Genomic DNA, 23,116 nt, shown 5'->3' with positions numbered 1-23,116 from the left:
TTAGAAGTTTAAGTTTAATCCGAAGTTAAATCTCTTCATTGTTGGATAATCTCCCCTGAAATTCGAGTTCAGCGTGTTATTCCCGTTAAATTCCCTATCATCCGGCAAATCGGTCCACAAATAGAGGTTGTTACCATTGGCAAAAACTTTCAAACCGCTAATTCCAATTTTCGTACATATTTTTTTCGGAATATCATATGATATTTCAACTGTTTTAAGTCTTACCAATGAAGCGTCGTAATAGTTGCCGTAAGGATCAGTGGCTCCCTGTGACAGAGACCAAGATGGAAGTGTTGTAGTTCCGGTTGGGTTGTCTTTTGACCAATAGCCTAACTTATGAGCAAAAAACAAGTCAGTCTGTTTTTCAAAAGTTCTTGTGTCGTATTGTCTGGTGGCATTTTGTGTCCCATACAATTGTACCATTATATTAAATCCTTTATACCCTGCTCCAGCGGTCAGGTTCCAGGTTCTTTCGGGACGATTAGTGTAACCATAAGGAGCGTTATCATAGGCACCATTATAAGCACCATCAGCATCAAAATCTACATAATCGTAATAACCAATTCGGCGATACCCCTGATTTGACGCAAGCGGCGTTGACATATAAACATCGTCCCAGCTGGTCATTAGATCACCTGCTATAGGTTTTCTTGTTTGTCCGATAGGATATCCTTCCGCTTTTTGGTAGAATGGGCGCAAGGCAGGATCTTCTTTGTAGATTATTTTGTCTTTCGCATCAGTAAAACTATAGTTTACCCAAGTTTTAATTCCATTTTTGAATTTATAATTAAATCCCAGAACCAATTCATAACCTCTTACCTCTACCTGTCCGCTGTTAAAGTCTGGAGGTGCTGTTCCGTAAAAGTCGGGGACACTGCGTTGATTGCCTGAAATCAGAATGTTATCCCGGTCTTCCATAAAGTAGTCAAAATCAGCAGTAACCATGTTTTCCCACAGGGAAACCTCAAGCCCGATATTCGATTTTATGGCTGTTTCCCACTGCAAATCAGGATTACCAACACTTACCTCTTTATACCATAAATAAGGTGATCTCCCATCAAACTGGCTTGGTACCAGAAACGCATAATTACCACTTCCCCATTGGGTCATATATTTCCATCGGCCTGAAAAGTTGTCGTCTCCAACCAGACCATACGAACCTCTAATTTTAAGTTTGTCCAACCAGGTCAGACCTTTCATAAAGGTCTCGTTTGAAACCATCCAACCCAAAGCTGCCGAGGGGAAAAGATCGAAACGATAGCCAGTACCGAATTTCTCAGATCCATTGTAGGCTCCGTTTACATCGATAAAATATCTTGAATCATAATTATAAGTTATACGGCCGACCCAGTCTTCACGAAATCGTGGAAACATATTGCCAATCGCAAATTCTTCTCTTTTAAAAAGGAAGAGTGCTGACAGATTATGTTTTTTTGCAAATATTCGGTTGTAGTTCAGCGATAACTCATAATTTAATCTACGCATTCGAGTGCCGTTCTGCACCTGCATATTGTTTAATGTCCAGGGTTGTACAACAAAATCGAAATCGTTTATCCCTGGAGGCGAAATAATTAATTCTTCATCGCCATTGTACACTCTAAAGACTAAGTTTTCATAGCCACTAATAGCCGGATCGCTCAATTGTTGACTGCTTGTCATATCATTGTCATAAGACAACTTCCCTTTAAAACTTAATCCTTCGGTGATAAAATCCAGTTTTTGATCCAACAAAAAGTCACTGTTGATCTGAACCTTATTATAAGTATTGTATCCTGCACTGGTAAGGCTTACTATTGGATTTTTAAGGTTCCAATCAAAGCTAACCTCTGAACCATAGTATCCATCGGGATATAAAGGGGTATAAATTGATGGTGCCAATTCGTAAATCGAACTTACTGCCAATCTCAGATCTTCCTGAGGCTTTTCCTGTATTCCTAAGAACCCGGAGAGATTAACCGAGAATGTTGTGGTTTTGGTAATGTTAAAATCCAGATTACTTCTATAGTTAAACCTGTTGTAATTATAGCCACTTTCGTAACCTTTTTTGTTCGGGTATTTACTTCCGTTAAAAATATCGTTTATTGCCTGGTAAGATAAACTGCCAAAATATTTGGCAAAATCAGAACCACCACGAACCGATAAATTAACACGATAATCTGTCGCAAAATCCTTTAAAAGTTCGTCGGCCCAATCTATATTTGGGTACTGATAACCTTCTTCTATTGATGCAGGATTGCGGTATTTATCAGCAATTGTCATCGGTGTGTACTGATCCCATGAACCTGGAGCGTACATTAGCTCGCGCATGATAGACTCATTACCTATCATAATTGCATCATATGAATCCAGCTTGTTAGGTAGTTTCGATGGCATTTTTATTGTGGAGTTGGCTGACAAGGTAAGTTGGGCCTTTCCTGTTTTACCTCTTTTGGTGGTGATTAGGATAACTCCATTTGCACCTTTTACGCCAAAAACGGCAGTTGCTGAAGCATCTTTTAAAACCGAAATCTGGTCGATTTCATTTAAATCGATGTCGCTCATACTACGTTCAACACCATCAACTAAAATAAGTGGCTGGCCTGAACCGTTCCATGAGCTCTGCCCTCGAATGAAAATCTGCGGATCGCTTTCACCTGGTAAACCACTCGAGTATATGGTGGTTACACCAGGCAGTCTACCTTGCAGAGCTTCCCCCACGTTGGTTACACCACCGGCTTGAAGCAGTTCTTCTCCTGTTGCCTGGGTAATCGCCCCCACCACACTTTCCTTTTTCTGTACACCGTAACCTACCACAACAACATCGTCAAGCAACTCCGTTGCATTCTCCATCGTTACAGAAATCACGGTTTTGCCGGTTACAGGTATTTCTTGAGATGTCATTCCAATAAAAGTGAAAACCAGAATGTCTTCCTCATTTTTCGAACGTATTGAGTACTTACCATCAATATCTGTAACTGTTCCGGTTGTAGTTCCTTTTACATAAACCGTAACTCCGGGCATAGCATTTCCTTCAGCATCAACAACAACGCCTGTAATGTTTTTTTCTGCTTGCTCGGAATAATCATTTAGCCGGTCAATATGCTCTGGTTTTCCATTAGCTTTTTCATGGTTTTCGTTTGCATTAACAAAAACCAGAGGAGCTAAAAGAAAAAACGCAATGCAAACAGCTTTTCGGCTAAATTTGTTTCCCTTCCCGGTTTTGGAAGAAGGAAAAAACGTTAGTTTTTCTTTCATAAATTCATTTTTTGATGATTAATTATATTTAGTTAAGTTCCCGGTATCAGTGGTACTTAGACCATGTTTTGCTATTTTGCTTATCGTAGTATATCCGGTTTTGGTTATAGCCTGTTATTTTTCGTTTTTAGTCTTTCGAAAGCGTTGCATTTTTTCCCTCCAACAAATGGTTCATCTCATCAACTACCTTCTTATATTCAGGCATTTCTGCCACGTTAATATTCTCGGCTGGATCATTTTTTCGGTCGTAAAGCATTTGTGAAATAAATCTCCCGTCTTTCAGCCAAGTGGTATACAAAAACTCTTCAGTGATCACTGATTCACCATTGATATATCTGCTAAAGGCTACTTCTTTATGCTTTATCTCAGGATCTTTTAAGACCGGTTCAAAACTTTTGCCGTCTAAATGTGCCGGTTGTTTCAATCCGGTTAAATCGCAAAGTGTTGGGTAGATATCTATAAATTCAACGAGGGTATTTGTTTGGGCACCTTTTGCTTTTCCGGGCGCCTTAACAATTAAGGGAGCATTTAAAACTTTGTCGAAATTACAATGCTTACACCATAAACCGTGTTCTCCCAAATGCCAGCCATGATCGCCCCATAAAACCACAATCGTATTATCTGCCAATCCTAACCGATCGAGTTCATGTAGAACTTTACCGATTTGATTGTCGGTATAACTTACACAAGCGTAATAACCGTGAATCAGCTTCTTCGCCAAAGAATCAGAAACAGGTCCTTCTTTGGGTATACCATCATACACGCGAAGTTCATTCCATTGGTGAATTGCTGCTTTAGGTGCATTTTCGGGTATATAAGGATTATCAGCTACCTGTATTTCGGCTTCGTTGTACAAGTCCCAGTATTTTTTAGGTGCATTAAATGGCAGGTGTGGTTTCCAGAACCCTACGGCCAGAAAAAAAGGCTCGCCTGTTTTCGAGAAATGCTTTAAATCCTCAATGGCTTTCTCGGCCAGTAAACCGTCTGGATATTTATCGTCTTCGACGTTTGGAGATTCATATGCAGGACCAATAATCCGGCGGGGATTTAACGGATCTTTGTTTGATTCAACAATTTTTTTCGATTCGTCAGTAATATAGCTTTGCCAACCAATACCAACAACAGGCAAATATGGAGTTTCCGACCACGAATTTATGTCGTCGTTGTTATGATGGTAAATTTTCCCTAGAGATAAAGTAGTATAACCATTATTTTTAAACCACATTGGCAAACTTGGCACATCAGGGGCATCTTCATCTTTTTTCGTATAATAATCGATAAAGCGTGTTGGAGTTGGACGTAATCCTGACAGTAAACTTGCCCTTGATGCCCCGCAAACCGGCACGCTACAATATGCTCTTGAAAAAACGACCCCCTCACTGCCAAGCTTGTCCAGAGTTGGTGTTATCATTTGTGACTGACCATAAACACCAGCTTGCAGTCGAAGATCATCAACCGCAATAAAAAGGACATTCATTTTATCCTTTTCGTTTTCATCTTGCCTAATATTTTTAAACGAATAGTTTATTGATTGTATGGGAAGGATGAGAATTAATAGAAATCTCATATATTTCTTCATGGTCTATTTAGTTAAATTGATTGCGTTTTTTAATTCGGATGTAAAAGTATCTTCAGGCGGGATTAAACATCTTGAGGATAGATTTTGGAATCTTGAATTTTCAACCAATACATATGTTTTTTAACATGTTATAGCATTGATGAATCATATTTAAAGATTTATGGATGGATTTTAAAGATGGACTTTAAATTCGCGAAACGTTTGTAGCAAATTCTCCATAGAAGGAGAAATAAATTTGTATTTTGGTGCTGTCGAGCCTAGAATATGAAAGATAAACTGATAACAAAACCTTTCTTACTGTTTTGTTTTGTTGTAATACTGTTTGTAGTCATTTCACCACAACTGGTTTTTTCAACTGAACGAGGCAAATACATATATTTTACGGACATTGACGGACTTCCGCGAAATTTAGTTACCTGTATAGAACAGGACAAATATGGCTATTTATGGGTTGGAACAGGTAATGGTGTTGCGCGTTACAACGGAAGTGTTTTTCGTAATTATGAGCAGTTGAACGGACAAATAATCAGAAAGCTCATCATTGACCCCGATAATAATCTTTGGCTCTCAAGTGACCAGGGCTTATATTCATACAACCGCTTAAAAGACCGGTTTGAAATAAAGTATGAAGGTTTTATCGAATCCTTATCCAACTTCAAGAACGCTATCTATTTTGCGTCCCAAAACAAGGTATGGAAAGTGGAACCCGATGGATTGATTGAACTAATATCAGGTACTTATATTCGTGAATTTGTTGTAACGGAGAAAGGGATATGGTACACAAATGGATATGATGGGATTAAATTTCAGTCTGGCAATTCAGGAAAAGGTATCGAAAAGAATTATCTGGAAGGCAAGTTAGTTCCATTGATCAGGGAAATTGATGGTATTCTTTTTTTCGGATGCCACAACGGGCAGTTATTTGTAATAAACGAAGATAATAAAGAGACGGAAATAAAAATTTCCAACCACCATTCTATTTTGGAAATAGAAAAAGTAGATGATGAATTTTGGTTGGCGACTGATGGCAGCGGAATTATTATACTGGATGAAAAGCTTAATTATATACGGTCCATAAAGCACGGATATCCAAAAAATTCGAAACTACAAAGCAATAGTATTTATGATATTTATCTTGGCCAGGATAATGAAGTATGGATAGCCACATATGGTGCCGGCTTAGTGTGTATATTGGATGATACGTCACCATTTAAAAACATCATTCCTGAACCGGGAAACCGGAATTCGTTGGTTGCTAAAGAAGGAGTTTCGGTTTTTAAAAAAGGTAATAGAATCTTTTTGGGCACCAACTATGGCCTGTCAATTCTCGAAGAAAACACGGGCGCATTTTCCAATTTATTCATGAACCGAATAAAAAAAGATTTGAAGGGTTCGAAAGTTACAGCACTTCATAGCCATGAAGAGAATAATTTTTGGATAGGAACTTACGACGGATTACTCGGAAAATATACTTCTGACTTAAAGCTTATTCGCAGTTACAAGCCGTGTGGCGAGGATGGCACAAATATGCAGCGTATTGTATCATTACATCAATGCGAGGGGGATAATCTGCTGATTGGAACTCATTATACAGACAAAAATCTTCTAAATTTTAATCTGAAGTCAGAAAAGGTGACACCAATCACATTAACCATCGACGGACAACCAAGAAAAAATCTTGAACCAACTTCTTTAAGGGAGAATCAGGAAGGAGAAACATTGGCTTTATTGAGGGCTTATGGCTTGTACACCGTTAATTTAGAGAAAGGTATTCTTGAAAACAATTTTCCGGAAATTAACAACAGAATCACTTTCAAATTAAATGATTTCTACCACGACAGAAATGGATATTATTGGCTCGCAACGCAAACACAGGGCCTTATTCGAATGTCGGAAAATGGACGTGAGTTTGACAAATGGACAAGTGAACAAGGTTTGCCCACCAACACCTTACTTCGAATAGAATGTACCGATAATAAATACTTGTGGATAAGCACCATCGCCGGACTTTGCAGGTTCGAGATGGAAACCGGGGAAATACTTATCTTTAATCATGAACATGGTCTTTCGGCCAATGAATTTTCAGCACGTGCATCGGTAATCACCGACGAGGGGAAAATTATTTTTGCTTCAAACGCAGGATTTACTTTTGTTGATCCTGAAAAAGTAAAACCTGATACTTCTCAAACCCAGGTAATCATTTCCGATATCACTTTTCATAACCAAAGCATTAAACAAATAGATGATATCCCGGTTTTAAATCGCCCGCTTGAAGAAACGGGGGAAATTCATTTACCGTACAACAGAAATTCATTTACAATACATTTTTTCTCTAAAGACAAAAATTTACCCAAATACAATAATTACCGGTATCGCTTACAGGGCCTTGAAGAAGACTGGATATACCTGGGAGAAACAAAACATACTACTTACACCAATCTTTCACCCGGTAAATATACTTTTCAAGTTAAATGCACGAATAAAAGTAATGTGTGGAGCGAGATCCCAACCCAACTGATTATTCAGATTAACCCTCCCTGGTATTTAAGCTGGTATGCAATTGTTGGTTATGTTATTGGTGTTATTGCAATAGTATTTGGATCGATGTATGCCTATACAAACCGGTTGAAGTTAAAAAAAGAGGTTGAAATGTCGGAGTTTAAAGTGAACGCCGAGCGTCAGTTGACTGAGAAGAAACTGGTATTTTTTACCAATGTATCGCACGATTTAAAGACCCCTCTTACCCTGATCGATGCACCTGTTAATGAATTACTGCGCTCGGAAAACATACGTAGTTCTGAAAAAGAAAAACTGCTAATAATAAAGCGAAATGCAAAGAGACTTTACAAATTGATTACCGACCTCCTTGATTTTAGAAAGCTATCAAATAACCAACTTCCATTAAAAGTAGGGGAAACAAACATCAACTTATTAATAGAGAATATATATCAGGCTTTTGAAAAGGAATTTAAAAACAAAGCAATTCACTTTGAGCGAAATTCAACCGTTCAGAATAATGTATATATCGATTCAAAAAAAATCGAACAGATTTTGTGGAATTTATTATCGAATGCAAGCAAGTATACAACAGCAGACGGTAAAGTATTTTTAAGCGCAGAAGAGGAGAAAGTTGACAACCATATTTATCTGAAATTAAGTGTAAAAGATACAGGTGTTGGAATTCCGGATGCAGAACACGAAAAAATATTTAACCGGTTCTATCAATACGATAAACATGAAGGAAGCGAAATTAAAGGTACCGGGATAGGGCTTTCAATTGTAAAAGATCTGGTTGAGCTTCATCGCGGAACTATAGCACTAAATTCAAAAGAAGGCGTTGGAACTACATTTACGGTAAGTATTCCGGCAGAAAAACATTTATTTGTTGAATCTGAAATCGAAAAAGCAGAAACCAGTTTGCCGTTCAAACGTGAAGACGATACAGAAAACACATATGACTTTGAAAAAAACAAACATAACCGTTACAATTTACCTAAAGTGTTATTGGTGGAAGACAATCAGGAACTTCGCGAATACCTGGTTGATTTCTTTGATAAAAACTTTAAAGTATACAGTGCAGATGACGGCCAGCAAGGGTTGAAATTAGCCAAAGAGAAGCTTCCTGATATTATAATAAGCGATATTCTAATGCCGAATATGAACGGTTATGAGCTATGCAATGAAATACGAAATAATTTTGACACCTCACATATTCCGGTAGTAATGCTTACTTCTAACAGCACAACAGAGCAACAAATAAAAGGCCTAACTACCGGAGCAGATGCTTATATTACAAAACCATTCTCCATCGATCTGCTGGAAACTTCAGTTCTCGCAATCTTAAAAAACAGAAAAAAACTTCGCAACCGTTTCTTAGGCGTTGAACAAAGCAATGGAAACGAAAATAAGATCAGCAAAAGAGACATTGAATTTATCGATGCGTTGAAGTTGTTTCTTGATGATAACCTTTCAAATCAGAACCTCAATGTAGAGACAATTGCGAGGCATTTTTCAATAAGCAGAACCCAACTAAACCGAAAAATTAAGTCGCTCACCGGACAAACACCTAATAGCCTTATTAAATCCATTCGGTTAAAAAAAGCGTTTGAACTGATTAAAAATGAAGGATTAATGGTTTCGGAAGCGTCCTATATGGTTGGATTCACCGATCCGAATTATTTCACCATTTGCTTTAGTAAAGAGTTTGGTAAGAATCCATCGAAAATCGATCGTAACTAAACAACCAAAGTATTGACATTATAATGTCCCTTAAATACCATAATAGGAAACCAACAATATAAAACATAAATAATACCATTATTCAAGGTCTTACAACTATAATTTTTTATTCCAATTTATGTAAATTTGTTACAGAAATAGTATTGAATAATAGGAGAGACTTTATCGAGAACAAAAATTTCCAACTCTTGCAACATACTGACTTTAAGAGCATAACAAAATACAAAATCTTCCTTTACGGGGCACCGAGAGAGAATCATAAGCCAGTATAGATTAAAGAATTATACTGGCTTTTATTTTAAGTCATAGCCAGACAGACAATCTCAACTCTACTTTAGCTTAATACCTCCTATATTTAAGTTTATAGAACTTAGTTGTTCTTATTACATACAGAAAACTCCACCTAAAATAACAGATACCGGCTCTGCGGCATTAATCATTAACGTATAAAACCTTTTAATCTTTGGCTTCATTATTTATAATAAAATATAATTTTGAAAATCGTGTCGGATTAATACGACAGAACCAATTGAACTATGCATAAATAAATTCTATAAATCAAAATAATGAAAAAACACAATCAACTTTTTTATTTCTTAAGATTAAACCGGGTAGAGTTGTATCCCTTACTATTTATTTTCTTTGTATCGCTCCTGGTCGGATGTCAGGAGAAAAATGAAACTTACACCCGTGGTATTGGAATTTACCCGGGAAATCCGGCAGAAGATGCTTCGCCTGAAATGGTGGCTGCTGATGAAAATTACCGAAACCTGGCCAAAAACAGGCCGGCATACCATTCTTCAAGCTATGATTACAACCTAACAGCTCAGCTTATTACTGATGGCATTATTGAAAAAGAAGAGCCAAACTGGATTTCGGTATCAACCAACTCAGGTGTTGTACCTAAAAATCAGAGGGAATACCTACTTGACCACAATGTAGTTACACCAATAATTTTGGAAGGCAATGAAGTGTGGATACAATTCGAAACAGGTGGAGACACCGCGTTTCCTGAGATATCAGAAATTGATGTGATCGGCATGTTGGTGGCATCCGATAAAAAGAAATCGGGTAAATGGCAGTTTGTTTGTTCGGCATCTGATGATGGTGAAAACTGGACCGTTCTTGATGAAAAGCGAGGATCGAACATGTCGGGCCAGGCGATGTGTAATGCTGACGAAACTAAATTAAGTATTTCCAATCTCGACAGAATGCTGGGAGATCAGAAAAAAATAATCAACTCATTTAGTTTTTCACCAGTCTCATACAAATTCTACCAAATAAAATTATCTGCTCCAAGCGCTGAACAATGGACAATTACCGACCTTGACTTTTTTAATAATCAGAAGCAGGTTGAAATGGCACCTTCTCATTATTTCAGAAGCGCCTGGATGAGTTCAGGCAGTGAAAACGAGTGGGTAAATGTTGATTTGGGTGCAGTGTGCTCCATCGACCAATTTAACTTGCACTGGATAAAAAAGGCCGGAAAAGGACAAATTCAGCTTTCAGATAATATTTCCAAAGGCTGGACAGATGTAACATCATTCGATTCTGATGAAATATCAAATGAAATCAAACTCGACAGTCCTGTTAATGGAAGGTTCGTAAAACTTAAGTTGCAGGATGCCGCTCCTGGCGAAAAGATTATTTTAAGCGAACTGGAAGTATATGGAAAAGGCGGCTTAGCTCCGGTAGCAAAACCGGCACCTGCCTCGAATTCCAACTCAAAGTTGAATTTAACAAGAGGCGGATGGAAATTACAACGAGCATCGGAAGTTGGAGGTAACGGTAGTGAGATCTCACAAAAAGACTTTGACGATTCAGGCTGGATTCCGGCAACAGTACCGGGCACAGTTTTGTCAAGCTATGTTAACACAGAAGCTTTGCCCGATCCAAACTATAGTGATAACCAACTAATGATCTCCGAGTCGTTTTTCTATTCTGATTTTTGGTACCGCAACGAGTTTGATGTGCCTGCAGATTTTAAAAGCGACAAGCTGTTTTTGAATTTTGATGGCATTAACTGGAAAGCTGATGTTTTTGTGAACGGCAAAAATGCAGGCAAGATTGAAGGAGCCTTTATTCATAGTAAATTTGACGTTACTGATTTAATTGAACCGGGGCAAACAAATTCACTTGCTGTTTTAATTCACAAAAATGATAATCCGGGTGTTATCAAAGAGCAAACTCAAATCACTCCGGATAAAAACGGTGGTATATTGGGGGCTGATAATCCAACCTATCACGCTTCAATTGGATGGGACTGGATACCAACCATACGTGGCAGAAACATCGGGATTTGGAATGATGTATTCTTGTCAACTGTTGGGCCGGTTAGCATCGAAGATCCATTTGTTACTACTGATTTAGCACTTCCTGATACCACAGCTGCAGACATCAACATTGAATTGACACTTAGAAATACTTCTTCGGAAAACATTGAAGGAATGCTTAAAGGTTCTTATGGAGACATCACTTTCGAAAAAAATATTTCGCTTAATGCCGACGAAGTTCAAAGTGTAAAATTAGATCCGTCAGATTACCCTGCCCTGCATTTCGAAAATCCAAAATTGTGGTGGCCAAAAGGATATGGAAATCCATACCTCTACGATGTGAAACTGGAATTTGAGGTTGCCGGAACTGTTTCTGACGTGAAGGAATTCAAATCGGGAGTGCGAGAAATGAACTATGATGAAGAAAACGGGGCATTGAGGTTATTCATTAATGGCAGACGTTTTATTGGCCGTGGTGGTAACTGGGGTTTCTCTGAATCGAACCTGAACTACCGTGGCAGAGAGTACGATATTGCCGTTGCCTACCATGCAGATATGAATTTTACATTGATTCGTAACTGGGTGGGACAAATTGGTGATGACGAATTTTACGAAGCGTGTGACAAGTACGGGGTTATGATTTGGCAGGATTTCTGGCTGGCTAATCCATGGGACGGACCGGATCCGGATAACAATAGCATGTTTATGGCCAACGCCACAGATATGGTAAAACGGATTAGAAACCACCCTTCCATTGCCATTTATTGCGGAAGAAACGAAGGTAATCCTCCTGTTGAACTGGATACTGCCTTGAACAACCTGGTTCTTCAATCACATCCCGGGCTACATTATATTTCTCATTCGTCGCGGGGAGTTGTTAGTGGTGAAGGCCCTTACCGTGCGCTTCCGGTAAAAACATACTATTCAATAAATGGTCTGGACAAGTTCCACAGCGAAAGGGGAATGCCTAATGTGATGACTTATGAGAGCCTTAAACAAACGTTGCCGGAATCGGCACTGTGGCCGCAAAATAGTTTATGGGGAATTCACGACTATTGTTTGGAAGGAGCACAGGGAGCTGCCTCGTTTAACCAGATTATCGAGAAAGCTTTTGGAAAAGCTGATGATGCAAAAGAATTTACCGAGCTCGCCCAATGGATTAACTATGAAGGTTATCGCGGAATGTTTGAAGCAAGGAGCCAGTACAGAAAAGGACTCCTGCTTTGGATGAGTCATTCGGCCTGGCCATCGATGGTGTGGCAGACCTACGATTATTACTTCGAACCAACCGCCGCCTATTTTGGCTGTAAAAAGGCTTGTGAGCCAATTCACATCCAATGGAATCCGGTTACAGATGAAATTGAAGTTGTGAATAATTTTGGTAGAGACAGAAGCGGGCTTTCGGTTAAAGCGGAACTAATAAACATGGATGGAAATGTTGCCTGGAAGTCTGACGCAAAAATCGACAGTAAAGAAGATTCAACAGAAAAATGCTTTAAACTGGAATTCCCGGATAACTTGTCTGACGTTCACTTTATAAAACTCAAGTTAACTGAAAACGATAAGGTTATTTCTGAAAACTTTTACTGGCGCGGCACGGAAGAAGGAAATTACCAGGCACTAAATACACTTCCAAAAGTGAATTTAGAAAGCAACACTTCCGTTTCAGAATCGAACATCACCTGGACGCTTACAACTACAATGAAGAATACGTCAGATACTCCGGCGTTAATGGTTCGGCTAAACGTGGTTGGAGCTAAGACAGGAGATCGTATGCTACCTGTAATTTATAGCGACAATTACGTTTCGTTACTACCTGGAGAAGAAAAAGTGATAACAATGAATTTGAAGAATGAAGATACCAATGGGAATCAACCAAATGTTGAAATCAGCGGTTTCAATGTTCAATAAATTAAGACAATATGAAAATCAAAAGCTGGCCTTATGGTGGGCTTTGGTTTTCTCAAACAATTTATAAAAGTTCGCCCCAAAGCATAATAAATCAAACCATACACCTTTTCTGATCACAAAAACAAAACATTAAACCATTGTAATTCTAGTAATTACAATGGTTTAATGTTTTAATACCCCCCGCATACATGCCTTAAAAATCAATTACAGCACATTTTCTGTACTCAACTCCTCATTCAATCCCCTCCAATCTATATGTAACATTATTGTAACATTCGGTAGGGTAATCCTTCCCTCTCCTGTATAAAACACAACAATAAATTTTATTCACAACGTATGAAAATGAAGCAAAAAACAATTTTGATCTTACTGGGAACCCTCCTATTCTCATTCTCATTCTGGGCGTGCGATCTTACATCTCCAATAGTTGATGACGAAACTGATGATACAGAAGAAGCCGCAGCTGCCGCTGACAATGAAGATGAAATAACAGATGCAGAAGCCAACAACGATGGAGACCATGAAGAGACTTCAGATTATACATGGAGCAGCTCGGATGTTAAATCGATTACTTTAAATGGAAGTTCGGTTAGCGAGAGTCTAGATGATGTTGAAGTGAGTGGCAGCACAGTATCCATAACAGCAGCAGGCACTTATAGTTTTAACGGCAGTCTGAGTAACGGGCAAATTATTGTTAATGCAGCGGAAACCGACCTAGTTCGCTTGCTACTCGATGGCGTGGATATTAGTTGTTCAAACAGCGCTCCCATTTATATAAAGAGTGCGGAGAAAGTAATTGTAGTAGCTAACGCAAATACCGAAAACACACTTACCGATGGAAGCTCGTACGACTACGACGATGTTGAAGACGAAGAACCGAATGCCACTATTTTCAGCAAAACCGACCTTACGCTTTACGGCGAAGGCAAGCTGGTGCTGAACGGGAACTTTAACGACGCAGTTAACACGAAAGATGGTTTGATAGTAGATGTAAACCAATTGGAGATTAATGCCGTTGATGACGGAATCAGGGGAAAAGATTACCTGATTATAAAAGATGGAACCATCAACATTAATTCCGGTGGAGACGGATTAAAGTCGGATAATGACACCGACGAAACACGAGGTTACATAGAAATACTAACCGTCGATATCGATATTACTGCTGGTGGCGACGCCATCTCTGCGGAAACCGATATTCTGATTGAAAATGGAACCTTCGATCTTACTACCAACGGTTCCGGTTCATACTCCGACACGTCATTAAAAGGGCTGAAATCGGGAGTAAATATGATCGTAAATGCAGGAACGTTTTTGATTAATTCAGCGGAAGATGCGATTCATTCTGATCAAACCATTACGCTAAATGGCGGAACGTATACCATTTCGGCCAGCGACGACGGGATTCATGCAGACTACGACCTTACAATAAACTCGGGAGATTACACAATTACAAAGTCGTACGAAGGAATAGAAAGTACGTCTGGAGATTTGGCTATCAATGGCGGTACGTTTGATATTGTTTCGAGCGACGACGGGCTGAATGTTGCAGCCGGTGGCGACAGCATGGCAGGTGGCCCCGGAGGATGGGGTAAATCAGCCACTGCAAGTTATACCTTATACCTGGCACCCGAACGTTTGGTCGTAAATGCACAGGGAGATGGCCTCGATTCCAACGGATCGGTTGAGATGAGCGATGGTTTGGTGATCGTTAACGGACCAACAGGAAGTGGCAACGGAATTCTCGATTACGATGACTCTTTTGTACAAACAGGCGGAACATTAATAGGTGCAGGTAGTTCAGGAATGTTGCAGGCTCCAGGGTCTTCATCGAGTGTAAACTGCGTTGCTTTAGTTTTCCGAAGCACCCAACAGGCGGGCACGTTGTGCCACATCGAAACCAGTAATGGTGATGAAGTAGTGACATTTGAACCGGCAAAAGACATTCAGGCGTTTATTTACAGTTCGCCGGAACTGAAACAAGGCGTAAGTTACAATTTCTACAGCGGTGGCAAGGTAACCGGAACCGCTCAAAACGGTTATTACACCAATGCAACTTATACGGCAGGAACATTGCAAAAGACCTTTACGCTATCGCAACGGATTACAGGATATCAATTAAGCAATTAAAGCATGATATCAATAATTGCACTTACACAACAGTTTGATGCTATTTCGCTTAATGAGATGAACGAGGTAGCCTTACTCAACCGTTTTGATTCAAAATATCAGCTGTCGGCTGGCAAATTATACGAAGTCCTCGAAGCTATAAAAGACGATTACTACATTTTAGAAATAGACGGAAAACGAAAACACAGTTACCAAACTTTGTACTACGATTCGAGTGCAGATAATTTATACATCAATCATCATAACGGGAAATTAAACCGTATGAAGATCAGGAAGCGGGCCTATATGGATTCGGGCCTTGTTTTTCTGGAGATAAAGAAAAAAAATAACAAGGGTAAAACGAGAAAGCTGCGAATGATAGCAGAAAACAAAAATGCTTCGTTCTCGGCAAAAGAACTGCATTTTTTAAGCGAAAATACCGACTTCGATTTTCACCTGTCGAACTTTACGTTGCCGGTTAAAAATACCAACTCATTCGAGCGCATTACACTGGTTAATAAAGATTTTTCGGAGCGTTGCACGATCGATATTCACCTGGTTTCGTATTCCAGTTCAAAGAAACTGGAATTGGGAGATATAGTCGTGGTGGAACTAAAACAAGGAAGTATAAACGAAAAAACACCACTTTGTTTAGCACTGAATTACTTCAGAATTAAACCCGGTGGATTTAGTAAATATTGTATTGGCCGGGCTTTTCTGGAACCCGGTTTAAAAAGAAACTTATTTAAAGAACGATTGATTCAGCTTAGAAAACAATTTAAAAACGAAATCGCGTTAACAGCCCTGCACAAAAAGTCAACATTAACTTTCATCGAAAACAAAAATTATGGATCAGATACAGGATACGATTATCAGCGAGCCGCTCAGGTGGCTGGGCATTAAGGTTATTAATCCCGAAGATTTTACACAATTATTGGTACGTTTTGGATTAAATCTGCTGGTTATATTTGTAGTAGTTAATTATATCTACTCAAAAAACAGCAACCGTAAAGATTTTTATTTCAGCTACATTTCCATTAGCATCACCATATTTGTGCTTTGCTTTTTACTGGAGAGCGTAAAACTCGAGCTGGGATTTGCATTCGGTTTATTTGCCATATTCGGTATTATCCGTTACCGTACCGACCCCATTCCCATTAAAGAAATGACCTACCTTTTTGTAATTATCGGCATCTCGGTAATCAATGCCTTATCCAACAAAAAAGTAAGCCATGCTGAATTAATTTTCACCAATGTGGTTATTATGCTCACCCTGTGGATTCTGGAGAAGATACTGATTTTAAAACAGGAAATCTGCCTGGTAATTAATTACGAAAACATTGAGAACATCAATATTAAAAAGAAAGCAGAATTATACGCCGACATTCAGGAGCGCACCGGGATTAAAGTAAAACGAATTGAAATTGAAGAGGTAAACTACCTGCGCGATGTGGCCAAAATAAAGGTCTATCACGATATTAATGGTGCCAACGGCGAATCAAATACTTTTTAGTACATGAAGAAGATAATTTTAGTGCTGAGTGTTACACTCGCCTTTTTCCAGGCCTTTTCGCAGGATACCTGGTTCGAGACCGAATTTTCAACAGAAATTGTGAAAGACCTTGAATTCTCGGTTTCGCCCGAAATACGTTTTAAAGATAATTTTGAGCTGAACGAGTATTTTCTGCAAACAGGACTGGAATATAAATTCAGCAAATATTTTAAGCTGGGAGCCGGTTACCGCTTTGGTTACAACATAAACGGCGACGATGAACACGAATCCTTCGGGCGGTTCAATATCGACGTAAAAACCGGATTTAAATGGAAGAATTTTAGTCCAAAGTTCAGACTGCGTTTTACCAACGACGATGATTTTGCCGACAACAATGAAGCAACAAATTACCTGCGTTACAAAATCGGGCTGGAGTATAAAATTAAAAAGCTGAACCTGGAACCTTACATTCTAAATGAATGGTATCACGATCTGGACGCCAAAGAATTCAGCAAATCACGTTTTGAAGGAGGTTTGATGTACAAGATCAACAAACACAACAAAATAGGTGCTTATTACCGCATAAACAATTACCTAAATAGCACAAAGGACAACAAAAATATTCTTGGACTATCATACAGGTTTAGCCTGTAAATTAGAGTTATTATCATAAGTTAGTTTGAGGAGGCCAATGCGCCTCCTTTTTTTTGCAGAAGCAAGGCATATTGTCCAGGTTCATTTCCATTTTCCACGCTTATAATTAACCCTAAATCCACAAAAGGAACTTTTGCAGTGCACATAGAATAGTTTCGGACGATATTTGATACCAAAGATCTTATTCTCCTCCACCCTTATGCAGGTTTAAGATGGATCAGCTCAGCTTTCACGGGGATAGCCGGTAAGTTTTAAGCCCCCGGAATTTACTTTCTGCCCATAAACATTAGTTTAAAGCCCAAAAGGAACACCCGACAAGACTTAAACAAACCTTTAAGCCCTGAAAGGAACGCCGGAGAGCGTTTAAAACTTATGTTTAAGCGTCAAAAGGAACGCCGGAAGCAAATAAACAAACCTTTAAACGCTCGCCGGAGCTCCGCCAGCGTTTAAACTAAAGTTTAATCAAAAAAAATGTATTCTGCTTTAAACTTTAGTTTAAGCCACCAAACAGTTTTTTCTACTCTTAAAGTAAAACAATATTATTTCATTCAATATGAAACCAGAAGCTGTTTATATCCGCAACTTTCCCCTGAGGGAAGCATAAAAAAAGCGCTTATTGCTAAGCGCTTTTTATTCACAAGAAATATATAACTAACTGTCCTGTTCAGACATTATTAATTATCCTCATCATACTCTTTTCCCGGATCAAAAGTCCAGATATCATCGAAGTAGTAGGTTGAACTTCTGCCGGTGGTAATGTAACCTCTCGAACCAATTGCAAATCCTACAGCTTCTGTTCTTGATGTACCTTCAAACGATGTTTTTTCAGACCACAAATCCTGCTGCGGATCGTACTCCCAAATGTTACTTATCATCGATCCGGTACTACCGGTTGCAAGGTATCCTAATCCGTTAAGCGAAAATCCAACACCATTAATACGTGCAATCGATAAATATTCATCGTCATAGCTCAAATCGTCGTCATCGTCTGATATAGCTCGTTTTTCGGTCCAGTATCCGGTTGACGGATCGTACTCCCAAAGATCGTTTTCATAAACGCCGTTATCCAAACCCGACAATACATAAGCTTTGCTGCCAATTACAAAACACGAGGCATCGCGTCTTTTCGATCCGCCAATACTTATAATCTGCTCCCAGCTGTCACTTTCAGGAGAATAGGCATAAAAATCTTTCAGGTAATTTCCGTCGTAACCACTGCCGATATACCCTTTGCCGCTAACCGCAAAACCAACAGCACCATAACGTGCGCTTCCCATAAAATCTGCTTTCTGCGTCCAGGTATCAGTCGATGGGTTGTATTCCCAAAAATCGTTTAATTCATCTTCTCCACTATATCCGGTGCCAACATATCCTTTTCCGTCGATACTAAAAGCAACAGCTCCGTTCCTGGCGGCTCCGGGAAATGAAGCAATCTTTGTCCAGAAATTATTATCCGGATCGTACTTCCAAAAATCATTCAGGCGATCATCGCCATCGTATCCCAAACCAATGTAGGCATTATCATTTATTTCGAAACAAACGGCATCGCTACGGGGCACACCATCAAAATCCGACATTTCCCACCAGTCGCCGTCGGTAATTTCATCATCATCGTCGTCGGTGCACGAAACCAGCGTTGCCAGTACTATAAATAATGCATATAAAAGAATGTTTTTTCCTGTCTTCATCATGACTAAAAAATTATTTTAATTGTTCAATTCTGTTAGGCAAACCTAAGTCTGTTTGCATTGATAAAAAAGGAATTTGGACTATGGCGGAATAAGTATAGATGAACGGATGGTTTTTATCGTTAATCGCCGAATAATTGATGATTCACCCATATTTTATCGTTAAAAAGTTCTAAAAGAAATAGATTCCACCGAATGGTCTGTAACAATGTCCGTTTGGTATATATTCTTTTCCCGTACGGCATTTCTTTTCTTCATTTGAAACCGAAAACAGAAAATATACAATGAAGAAAAAAGCAATTATTGTCCTGGTTGGCTGGTTATTTTTATTGTCGTGCCACGATGATGAATCACTAATGGTCTCACTTGGCGACAACTACATTAATAACCAAACAAATGTTGCACTTATTGATACGATACAAATCCTTTTATCAACCGTAAAAATGGATTCAATCCCCACTTCCGAGAGCAGCTATTTATTGTGTGGAAGTTACACCGATGCCGATTTAGGAAAAATAAGCGCCACTGCCTATGCTCAAATTGGTATGCCATCGGCCGATATCGACGACGATGAAATTTTTGACTCGATAGTAATTTGTATGAACTACAGCGGAATGGCTTATGGCGACACGCTTTTACCACAAACTTTCAGAGTTCATCGTGTACGAGAAGACATTGAACCAAACGACGATTACGATGCCGAACCTTACCTTTATAATACCACCACCTTTAACTACGACGAAAATCCTTTAGGCTCGCAAACAATAGTTCCGAAACCCAACTTCCACGATACACTTGCCATTCGGTTGAATGATGCACTGGGACTGGAATTCCTGTCCTACCTTCGCGACGATGATGATGAACTGCAATCGACAAGCGAATTCCTTGATTATTTCCAAGGAGTAGCACTGGTTCCGGGAGATGAGAATAACTCGATATTAAGTTTTGATGTCGATACATCTTTTCAAATAAGGATTTACACTCACATTATCAAAGAAACCAAAGTAAATAAGTCGTACACATTTGTACATCAAAGCACATCGCACAATCATTTCAACAATGTTAGCAACGATGTTAGCGGCATGGCTCTGGAGCAAGCCATAACTCAAACCGGGGAAGTTTCTTCAGGCCTGTTAAACAAACGCTCTTACCTGCTGGCAAGCTTGGGTTATACCACGCGGATTGATTTTCCGGGTATCAGTAAAATTCTGGAGGTACAATATAAAAACATATTGTATAAAGCAGAATTGGTACTTAAACCACTATCGGGAACTTACAAAAATAAAGGAGAATTGCCTGAAAATCTCATTCTGTATACTTCCGACAAAAAAAATAATGTTGTTGAGGAGCTGACAGACCAAGATGACTATTCAATTCCGGCCACCTTTTATTACGATGAATTTTACGACGAATATACACAGTACATCTTCGATATTACCGATTTTATTTACACCGAGTTGAGCGATGGTTACGTTGATCCGGAAGACGGATTACTGGTAATGTTGCCCGAAACCGAATATGGCGGCACGCTCGACAACATTGTGTTTGATGCCCGCTCACTTTCCAATTACCGTCCTACCTTAAACCTGTACTACGTTTTTTACGAATAGCCAACAGGCTTAAATTGAATAAAATGAACAGATTAATTTCGATTGCTTACATCAGCATTATTTCTATACTTTTATTGATTTTACCATTTCTCGGGAACGCACAAAATACGGTATCGCCCTACTCTATTTTCGGGCCTGGAGAAATTCGCAGCGGAGGCTTTGGAACCAACTTAGGCATGGGGGGAACAGGAATTGCTCTCGAATCGGAGAATAACCTGAACTCGCTCAATCCGGCTTCTTACGCCGGAATGGACAGCCTGAAGCTGATTTTTGAGTTTGGACTTCAGGGGAAAACTTACAACATCAGCAACTCCAATCAATCACTTTCGGGTTTTGAAGCCAACCTCGCCTATTTTGCGCTGGGTTTTAAATACACGAGCTGGATGGCCGGCTCATTTGGAATGATGCCTTTCAGTACAGTTGGTTACTCAATAAACCGATCGAACTACATTGAAGGTACCAATGAGCAATATACCTCCAACTATGTTGGAAGTGGCGGAATAACCCGCTTTTACTTTGCCAATGCCATTAAGCTACTAAAAAAGTTATCGCTCGGCATAAACACTTCGTACCTGTTTGGGCCGCTCATTCAGGAAGAATATATAACGGGCTCGACGCTTGTTCCGGAGATGATGATTGAACGAAAAGATTTTCTCCGAAGCTTTTACTTCGATTTTGGACTGCAATATCAATTTAATACAGCACATACCAACTACTCGCTGGGTCTGACTTACGCACCTGAACAAAGTTTAAGCTCCAAGCACCTTATTACTGCCTACGACAGCGACTACTCGATTATACAGGGACAACAATACAATACCGAATACCTTGTTATTCCGCAGATTTTTGGCGCAGGAATTGGCTTAACACGCGACCGTTTAAAACTGGCTTTTGACTACACTTTTCAACAGTGGAGCAATGTTGAATACCCAATACAAGCCGAAGAGTTTAGTGATTCGCACCGGTTCTCGCTGGGAATTGAAACCAACCCGTGGGAACGCCGCGCAATAAATCCTGGATTCAAGAACTGGACCTATCGAATGGGATACAGCCACGAATCGTCGTACCTGAAATTCGGAAATACCACATTGGGAAGCAATGCTTTTACCATTGGTGCCGGAATTCCTTTATACGGAGCAATTTCGAATATGGACTTGTCGATAACCAGAGGAACTTACGGAAGCAACGCCGGCCACCTTACAAAAGAGAAATACCTGCTTTTCAATATTGGTTTTAGCCTGAATGAGATTGCGTTTATGAAACGAGTGATTGATTAATCGAACGATGAATATTGATTAACGATTGCACATTTAGGATTGTAAAAGCACAGCAAAATATGCTGCAACGGTTAATACATGAAGTAGATTTTTGGGGGTAGTAAAGAATATGCAAATTTTTTTAGATACGCAATTCTTCCATCCGCTGACTAAATACCGAACGATAACTTTCCCCAATCGGAATAAATTTGTCTTTTATCATTACCTGGGTTTTGTTGATAGCGTTAATATGATCGAGGCCAACAATGTAAGATTTATGTACTCTCGAAAATCGATCGGCAGGTAGGTTTTGCTGCAGCCTTTTTAATGAATTAAGCGTAATAACAGGCTTGTTATTTCCTGACGTATAAATTTTTATATAGTCTTTTAATCCTTCGATGTACAAAATATTGTTCAACTTAATCAGAATGGTTTTGTAATCAGTTTTAACCAGGATCGTTTTATGGCCTGCCTCCTGATGTTCAGGCTCCGAAACAAACTCCGAACGTTTTGTTTCTGTGGCACAACACTCGTAAGCTTTATTTGCCGTTTTCAGAAAACGATCGAAGCTCAAAGGTTTTAAAAGAAAATCAAGTGCATTTAGATTATAGCCTTCAACAGCCAACTCCGGCTTGTCGGACACAAACACAAAAAGCGGCTTTTGATCGAGGCTTTTAATAAAATCAATACCTGAAATTTTTGACAATACGGTATCTACAAATACGATATCAATTTTTTCTCTTCGCAAAATTTCGTAAGCATCAAAAACCGACGAGCAGTACGACATCAGGTGAAAATAAGGCACCATATTTACCATTTCTCGTAACGAACTTTGCGTATGAGGTTTTTCAAGTATAATACAATTCATTTCTCCAGTGGTTTTCAGTTTTTTGTTTGGCATTGCAAAATTGAAAGTTTGGCAACGCAATTTATGAACTAATACAGGCATTTTCCTAAACACCACACCCCAAAAAACCTTAAGATGTTTTAACAGGTGTTAATCGTTATGTTATTCAGGCCAAAAACATTTCCCAAGTGGAAAAAACAATCCGCCGGGTGAGGCGGATTGTG

Annotated in this window: 12 protein-coding genes; 8 read left to right on the top strand and 4 right to left on the bottom strand. The window is 39.2% G+C overall.

Annotation, left to right across the window (positions count from 1 at the left end; all coding sequences use genetic code 11):
• Window positions 1-3,234, bottom strand: a complete 3,234-nt coding sequence (locus G4420_RS15050; protein ID WP_163324752.1) for a SusC/RagA family TonB-linked outer membrane protein — start codon at window positions 3,232-3,234, stop codon at window positions 1-3.
• Window positions 3,235-3,361: 127 nt separating this feature from the next.
• The gene (locus G4420_RS15045; protein WP_204273705.1) at window positions 3,362-4,813 is read right to left on the bottom strand and encodes a sulfatase; all 1,452 of its coding nucleotides are present in this window, start codon (window positions 4,811-4,813) and stop codon (window positions 3,362-3,364) included.
• Window positions 4,814-5,077: 264 nt separating this feature from the next.
• On the opposite strand from G4420_RS15045, the gene G4420_RS15040 reads away from it, so the two are divergent.
• From G4420_RS15040 to G4420_RS15015, 6 genes are all read left to right on the top strand, one after another.
• On the top strand, window positions 5,078-9,052 hold the full coding sequence (locus G4420_RS15040) for a hybrid sensor histidine kinase/response regulator (RefSeq protein WP_163324751.1): 3,975 nt from the start codon (window positions 5,078-5,080) through the stop codon (window positions 9,050-9,052).
• Window positions 9,053-9,618: 566 nt separating this feature from the next.
• Window positions 9,619-13,236: a glycosyl hydrolase 2 galactose-binding domain-containing protein gene (locus G4420_RS15035; RefSeq protein WP_163324750.1), complete on the top strand. Its 3,618-nt coding sequence runs from the start codon at window positions 9,619-9,621 to the stop codon at window positions 13,234-13,236.
• 342 nt (window positions 13,237-13,578) lie between these two features.
• Window positions 13,579-15,366, top strand: coding sequence for a carbohydrate-binding domain-containing protein (locus tag G4420_RS15030; protein WP_163324749.1), 1,788 nt, complete (start codon window positions 13,579-13,581; stop codon window positions 15,364-15,366).
• 3 nt (window positions 15,367-15,369) lie between these two features.
• Window positions 15,370-16,248: a polyphosphate polymerase domain-containing protein gene (locus G4420_RS15025; RefSeq protein WP_163324748.1), complete on the top strand. Its 879-nt coding sequence runs from the start codon at window positions 15,370-15,372 to the stop codon at window positions 16,246-16,248.
• Window positions 16,193-16,858 (top strand): DUF4956 domain-containing protein, encoded by a 666-nt coding sequence (locus G4420_RS15020; protein ID WP_163324747.1) that lies wholly within the window; start codon window positions 16,193-16,195, stop codon window positions 16,856-16,858. The genes G4420_RS15025 and G4420_RS15020 overlap by 56 nt, the downstream gene beginning before the upstream one ends.
• 3 nt (window positions 16,859-16,861) lie before the next feature.
• Window positions 16,862-17,491, top strand: a complete 630-nt coding sequence (locus tag G4420_RS15015) for a DUF2490 domain-containing protein (protein ID WP_163324746.1) — start codon at window positions 16,862-16,864, stop codon at window positions 17,489-17,491.
• Window positions 17,492-18,165: 674 nt separating this feature from the next.
• Here the strand turns inward: G4420_RS15015 and G4420_RS15010 are convergent.
• Window positions 18,166-19,182, bottom strand: a complete 1,017-nt coding sequence (locus tag G4420_RS15010) for a Kelch repeat-containing protein (RefSeq protein ID WP_163324745.1) — start codon at window positions 19,180-19,182, stop codon at window positions 18,166-18,168.
• 281 nt (window positions 19,183-19,463) lie between these two features.
• Between G4420_RS15010 and G4420_RS15005 the strand changes: the two genes are divergently transcribed.
• Both G4420_RS15005 and G4420_RS15000 read left to right on the top strand, forming a co-directional pair.
• Entirely contained in the window at window positions 19,464-20,789 is a 1,326-nt protein-coding gene (locus G4420_RS15005; RefSeq protein ID WP_163324744.1) for a DUF4270 family protein, read from the top strand.
• A gap of 23 nt (window positions 20,790-20,812) precedes the next feature.
• Window positions 20,813-22,066 carry a hypothetical protein gene (locus tag G4420_RS15000; protein WP_163324743.1) on the top strand — a complete coding sequence of 418 codons (1,254 nt, stop codon included), beginning with the start codon at window positions 20,813-20,815 and terminating at the stop codon, window positions 22,064-22,066.
• Window positions 22,067-22,187: 121 nt separating this feature from the next.
• Here G4420_RS15000 and G4420_RS14995 read toward each other — a convergent pair whose 3' ends face one another.
• Window positions 22,188-22,913, bottom strand: a complete 726-nt coding sequence (locus G4420_RS14995; protein WP_163324742.1) for a LytR/AlgR family response regulator transcription factor — start codon at window positions 22,911-22,913, stop codon at window positions 22,188-22,190.
• Window positions 22,914-23,116: the final 203 nt, after the last annotated feature.

It is taken from the genome of Draconibacterium mangrovi, assembly GCF_010586825.1.
GTDB classification, from domain to species: domain Bacteria; phylum Bacteroidota; class Bacteroidia; order Bacteroidales; family Prolixibacteraceae; genus Draconibacterium; species Draconibacterium mangrovi.
The sequence above is the reverse complement of the archived record's forward strand: the minus strand, read 5'-3'. Positions and strand labels throughout refer to the sequence as shown.